The organism is Microcystis sp. M109S1, assembly GCF_020247025.1.
GTDB lineage: Bacteria > Cyanobacteriota > Cyanobacteriia > Cyanobacteriales > Microcystaceae > Microcystis.
The window spans coordinates 1-6,149 of sequence record NZ_JADBRW010000338.1; the positions used below are offsets into that span (position 1 = coordinate 1).

Consider the following 6,149-nt stretch of genomic DNA (forward strand, 5'->3'; position numbering starts at 1 on the left):
CTTCATCGTAAGACTCTCTGCTATTCAAAATCTGTCGAAATGTTAGAGCACTCAATTCGGCTTCTTATTCATTACCTCAAGTTTAAGGATGTTCCTATTCCCTGCGTTTCTGCTTGATTCATCTTTCTGTCTGACAACGCCTTTTTAATAGACCTCTCCCTAGTCTGATAAAATCACAATCATGGGATATTGTCAACAACTAACCGTAGCTTGCCGGTCGTTTATCCGTTGCTGATGCACTTTTTGAAAAATGGTGATAAACTCAACTGTACTGGGTACACTCTCCCTCTCGGAGGGATTTGAGAAAAAATCGGGAGAAAAAGCGATGAAAGAACGGGAAACATCGGACAAAATTGAAGCGGGCGGGGGTTTTCCCGTATTGCAATATTGGGCAGAAAAAACCCTCTCTCCTCAAGGGATTAAACTATGGCAAACCTTAAATCATAAAAGTGCCTGTTTAGCTTGCGCTTGGGGAACGGGGGGACAAAAGGGCGGTTTTGTCAACGAAGCGGGGGAAAGTCTGCAACGTTGTCTCAAAAGTGTCGAAGCGATTACTTCCGAATTAATGCCAGGTATTAAAACCGATTTTTTTCAGACCTATCATCTCGCTCAATTACAGTCCTTAACCTCCTTAGAATGCGATCGCTTGGGTCGTTTCAGTTATCCCGTTCTCTTAAAAGCTGGAGAAAGTCACTATCAACGTATTAGCTGGGAAGAAGTTTATCGATTAGCCGAACAAGCTTTTCGTCAACCGTCCGAGACTCTGGCCTCCTATAGTTCGGGACGTTCTTCTAATGAAGCAGCCTATCTCTTACAATTGTTTTTCCGGGCATTGGGAAGTAATAATTTAGCCGATTGTTCCGATCTCTGTCATGCCGCCTCGACCGTAGGATTAAAACAGGTTTTCGGCTCCGGGACTTCGATGGTCAGTCTGGAAAGTTTAAAACAAGCCGATTGTGTGGTATTGATCGGTTCTAACGCCCCCGCTAATCATCCTCGCCTGATGAATGAATTAATTCAAATTCGTGATCGCGGCGGTAAAATTATTATTATTAACCCGCAAATTGAAGTCGGATTGGTCAAATTCTCCTCGCCCGCTTTTCCGATTAAATCCCTATTGCGGGGCGGTTCCGATATTTCTACTCTCTACCTACAGCCGATTCCGGGTAGCGATACCGCCCTATTCGTCGGATTACAAAAATCTTTGATCGAACAAAATTTAGTCCGGTGGGATTATCTCGAATCCCATACAGAAAATTGGCAATCTGTTATAGATTATGCCCGACAAATACCCTGGGAAACCATTACTAAAACCTGCGGTTTATCCCGAGAAGAAATTGAAGCAACCGCCGCCCTTTTCGGCAATTTAGAGCGAGTGGTTTTCGCTTGGGCGATGGGGGTTACACAACAGGAAAACGGTGTCGATAATATTATCAGTATTGCTAATACAGCTTTACTTACAGGTAATGCTGGTAAAATAGGTGCAGGAACCATGCCAATCAGAGGTCATTCTAATGTACAGGGCTTCGGTTCTATGGGCGTTACGGTGAAATTACGTCGGGAAATCGCCGAGGCACTTTCTCAACTTTTAGGAAAGCCATTAAATATAACCGGCGGTTATGATACCAGGGCATTAATTGAAGCGGCCGAACGGGGAAAAATCAACACCCTTTTCTGTTTGGGAGGTAATCTTTATGGGGCAAATCCAGATTTAACTCAAGCCAAAAAAGCCTTAGCACAAATTGATACGATTTTTTATGTGGCTACTAAGCCAAATTTAGGACATTTTCACGGATTAGCCCGACAAAATACGGTAATTTTACCCGTCTTCGCTCGTTTTGAAAATCCTCACCCGACAACAACCGAATCGGGCAATAATTTTGTCCGTTTTAACGAGCGGGGAAGCAGTCATCTACAGGGTTCTGATGTCGATATCATCTCGGAAGTAGAACTATTAACAAATATTGCCGTCAAGGTTTTAGGTACAAACCCGATTGATTGGTCGAGATTACACGACACCGCCTATATTCGTCAGTTAATCGCCAAAACGATTCCGGGTTATCAAAAAATCGGGCAATTAGATCAAACCCAAACAGAATTTACCATTAGCGGACGGATTTTTACCGAACCCCATTTTCCGACATCGACAGGAAAAGCGCAAATGTCCGTCACCCCTTTACCCACTTTAAAAGCACCGGAAAAGCAAGATTTCAACCAACCGGAAAATGCCCCCGGAATTGCCCTGATTCTCGGAACAGGACGCAGTTATGGACAACATAATACCGTCGTTTATCAAGTGGGTGATAAATATCGGGGAATGCCTCACCGTCATTGTTTATTGATGAACGCCGAAGATGCCAAAAAAGCCAGCTTTCAAGAACATCAACGAGTCACCGTTCAAGGAGATGCTGGCAAATTAGAGAATATTGAAATTATTTTCGGTTCGATTCGCGAAGGTGTTGGCTTTATGTTTTATCCCGAAGCCAATGTTTTATTCAAGGCTAAAATCGACCCTCGCTGTGGAACCCCCGCTTATAAACGAGTTCCCGTCTGGGTTTTTTAGTTATCAACTCCTCGGATTTTCTTTTTGGGAAATAATGAAATAGAGTTAAGCAAGCGAATAAATGAACGAAACCGAGTCCAATTCTGGGAAAGCGAAATTAAAGAAGCTCCCTATCGCTTTGATCGCATTTCTGTTATCCTGTTCTTACGATCATAGAATAAATAGCCATGGGTAAGTTTTTACTAACCGTATTAAGCATAGCAAGTTTGTTGGCTGTCGGGATGGCTACCCGTGGCATTGCAAGTCCCACATCTGCAGCGACGAACTTGCAACTAGCTCAACGCCCTAACTGTAACAATCCCCAGACTCAAAGCGAAATGAACATTTGTGCCAGCATAGCTTATCAAAACGCTGATCGCAAGTTAAATCAAGTTTATCGACAACTACTGCCAAAACTGTCAGCTTCTCGCAAACAAAAATTAATTAGCGCCCAACAAGCTTGGATTAAGTTTAGAGACAGCAGTTGCGAATTTGAAAGAAGTGCCTATGAGGGAGGATCGATGGCTCCCATGATTTACGGTTTTTGTTTGGCAGATGTCACCGAGCAGCGCACCAAAGATTTGCAGAGATATTTAGAAGATAGCGATCGCTAAGTCAAAATCGCCGTTGATATTACCGATAATTCCTTAGACGTTTACTGCACAACAGCCTAAGCGGGTGAGGGGAATCGAACCCCTATCATTAGCTTGGAAGGCTAGGGTTTTACCACTAAACTACACCCGCATTTTCTTAGCACTTTCGTTAGTATAACACGAATTGCCGATTTTTGCAAGTAGGGCTTTTCAGCTTGTTAATCGCCTCTAAAATCCCGATCGCTCCTTTATTTCCCCGATTTGGCTAAAAGTTTCTTCCACGCGATCGAGATCTAGTTGGGAGAAATTATCGATCGCCCAGTTGGACACTCTCTGCATAAAATGGAAGGGATAGGTGTGAGCGATTCCCACCACCTGCATTCCCGCTCTTTTTGCCGCTTCGCAACCGACAAAAGTATCTTCAATCACCAGACATTCCTGGGGTTGCAACTGTAGATTAAAATTCCAACGATTAAATCTTTCTACGGCCAGTAAATAACCATCCGGTTGGGGTTTACTGGTGCTAATCTCATCACCGGTGACAATGACACTAAAGTAATCCCCAAGGGCTGCCTGTTGCAAGATTGATTCCACTTCCGAGCGTATTGCTCCCGTCACCAAACCGATTTGTAGATCTCTGGCCTTAACCCGTTCTAAAAAAGAGTATATCTCCTCATAAATAGGAAGTTTCTCTAATTTTCCTAATCTTTCTCGGTATAAACTGGCTTTTTTGTTAATTAACTTAGTCAGATATTCCTCGGTCACTTGACGATTGCGACGGGTGAGAACATTACGCAAACAGACGCGATCGCTTCTCCCCAGACATAACTCCGCAAATTCCGACCCTAGGGGCAGCAAATTTTCTCCGAGCAAGATTTCATTAATTAACTCCTGATGGATCGGTTCATCATTGATGATCACCCCATTAAAATCGAACAGAACAGCCTTTAACATCAATCTTAGACAGAAAAGCTAATAAATACTAAATATTCTTGATTATACTAAAGTTTTTCGTCGGGGCCGGGTGTGGGGAAGCTAAGACCCATTTTCCCCCAATCCCCCCCCCGAAGTCGGGTAGGGTTGATTCATGAATCAACCCTACTATGAATCAATTCTAGGCTCTAGGCGGCAGGGGGGGAGATTCGGCTAATCTAAGAATAAGCGGTTTAAATGCGTCTTGGCTTACAAGCTAAAAGAGCCGCACCCTTTCCATTTTTGGGCGATAGAAAGGATTAATGCTTTTTCTGCTAGGGGTAAATTGGCCGCCTGTTGGTCGATTATATCGCTTAATTCCCCGATAATCCGATTAAGAGCGAGTTCTCTAGTCTCTTGGGAGTAACTGTAACTTCTCTGGACTGAAGCCATTTCTGCGATAACTCGATTTAAACTGCTGATAGCCTGCCAAGTTTGCGGACGTAATGACGGTTCTGCGGCAATAGGGGCAACCTCCAGGGAAGCGATACTATCGAGAGTTGCTGCTTGACTAAATCGGTGTAAAGTTTGGGCTAGGCTATACATTTCTTCCCCGTAGGCGAGGGAACGTACCTCAGCAAAGGCTTTTTCGGCTTTTTCGGTGTCCCGTTGGTGAAGATACCAAAAACCGGCGGCGGCGGCGCGAGCAGGAGTATCTAGACGGATTTGACTGTCAGGAAGAGAAGACGGTTTCGCCGACGCCGACGCATATTTTAACAATTGCCAATCGGAGGGATTTTCTGCCAGACGGGAGACCCGATAGATAATTTCTGCCTCTGGGAATTGCGGTAAAACGCGATTAACGGCGGTAACAACAGGAATAAACTGGCGGCTGTACTGAAGGTATTGATTGAGGTTATCAATAGCTGTTTCCCAGTCTTGCTGTAACCATTGTTGTAGAGTCGAGGTTAACCCCGGCAGCGGTAGAAGGGTAATACGGGGAAAAAGTCGCCCTTGCTCGCCCGCCAAAAGCCCGATTAGCCAATTATCAGGACGGAGAAAGGCGAATATAAACACCCCGCCCCACACCCCGCCGAACGCCACGCCCCACACCACGCCCGACACCCCGCCCGACACCCCGCCCGACACCCGGCCCCACACCAGGCCCCACACCAGGCCCCACACCCCGCCCCACACCCCGCCCGACGCCACGCCCGACGCCACGCCCGACGCCACGCCCGACACCACGCCCCACACCCGGCCCCACACCTGGCCCCACATCACGCCCAACGCCACGCCCGACACCACGCCCAACGCCACACCACGCCCAACGCCCGACGCCACGCCCCACACCACGCCCGACGCCACGCCCCACACCACGCCCGACGCCACGCCCAACACCACGCCCAACGCCACGCCCGACACCACGCCCGACGCCACGCCCGACACCACGCCCGACACCACGCCCAACGCCACGCCCAACGCCACGACCGGCGCCACGCCCGACACCACGCCCAACGCCACGCCCAACGCCACGACCGGCGCCACGCCCGACACCACGCCCAACGCCACGCCCAACGCCACGCCCAACGCCACGACCGGCGCCACGACCGGCGCCACGTCCAACGCCACGCCCAACGCCACGCCCAACGCCACGCCCAACGCCACGCCCAACGCCACGACCGGCGCCACGTCCAACGCCACGTCCAACGCCACGCCCAACGCCACGCCCAACGCCACGCCCAACGCCACGCCCAACGCCACGCCCAACGCCACGCCCACCCAATTAACAGAAAGTCCTAAATTTGCCGCTATGCTACAGATAATTAGAGGGGTAATTACAGTTAAGAGAAGACCCTGAATCCCTAGACGCAATTGTACGGGATGGTCGCGGAGAAATTGCATTCTATCGCGCCATGTTTTCTGTTCTTGGAATTTATCGCCGCCGCCTCTCGTTTCCACATAAGCTAAAACGCACTTAAACCACCTAAAATAGAAATAGTAACTTGAGAAAAATTCTACTTATGCCAGCTAAAGATTTCCTAGATTTAGAAGAAAAGAAAAACTTACAAAAAGCTCTTAAAGAAGAAGAAAGAGCAGAA

Annotated in this window: 3 protein-coding genes, 1 tRNA gene and 1 pseudogene; 2 read left to right on the forward strand and 3 right to left on the reverse strand. The window is 47.7% G+C overall.

The window, feature by feature from the left end:
• The first annotated feature begins 325 nt into the window (after positions 1 to 325).
• Both IM322_RS17100 and IM322_RS17105 read left to right on the forward strand, forming a co-directional pair.
• Positions 326 to 2,563: an FdhF/YdeP family oxidoreductase gene (locus tag IM322_RS17100; protein WP_287673894.1), complete on the forward strand. Its 2,238-nt coding sequence runs from the start codon at positions 326 to 328 to the stop codon at positions 2,561 to 2,563.
• Between the two features lie 167 nt (positions 2,564 to 2,730).
• On the forward strand, positions 2,731 to 3,156 hold the full coding sequence (locus tag IM322_RS17105; RefSeq protein ID WP_287673892.1) for a lysozyme inhibitor LprI family protein: 426 nt from the start codon (positions 2,731 to 2,733) through the stop codon (positions 3,154 to 3,156).
• A gap of 59 nt (positions 3,157 to 3,215) precedes the next feature.
• Here IM322_RS17105 and IM322_RS17110 read toward each other — a convergent pair.
• The 3 genes and pseudogenes from IM322_RS17110 to IM322_RS17120 all read right to left on the reverse strand — a co-directional run.
• A tRNA-Gly gene (locus IM322_RS17110) sits at positions 3,216 to 3,286 on the reverse strand.
• A gap of 77 nt (positions 3,287 to 3,363) precedes the next feature.
• Complete coding sequence (locus IM322_RS17115; RefSeq protein WP_287673893.1) at positions 3,364 to 4,089, reverse strand: HAD family hydrolase; 726 nt, start codon at positions 4,087 to 4,089, stop codon at positions 3,364 to 3,366.
• Between the two features lie 228 nt (positions 4,090 to 4,317).
• Positions 4,318 to 5,949 (reverse strand): annotated as a pseudogene (locus tag IM322_RS17120) (hypothetical protein); the annotation flags it as partial.
• Between the last annotated feature and the right edge of the window lie 200 nt (positions 5,950 to 6,149).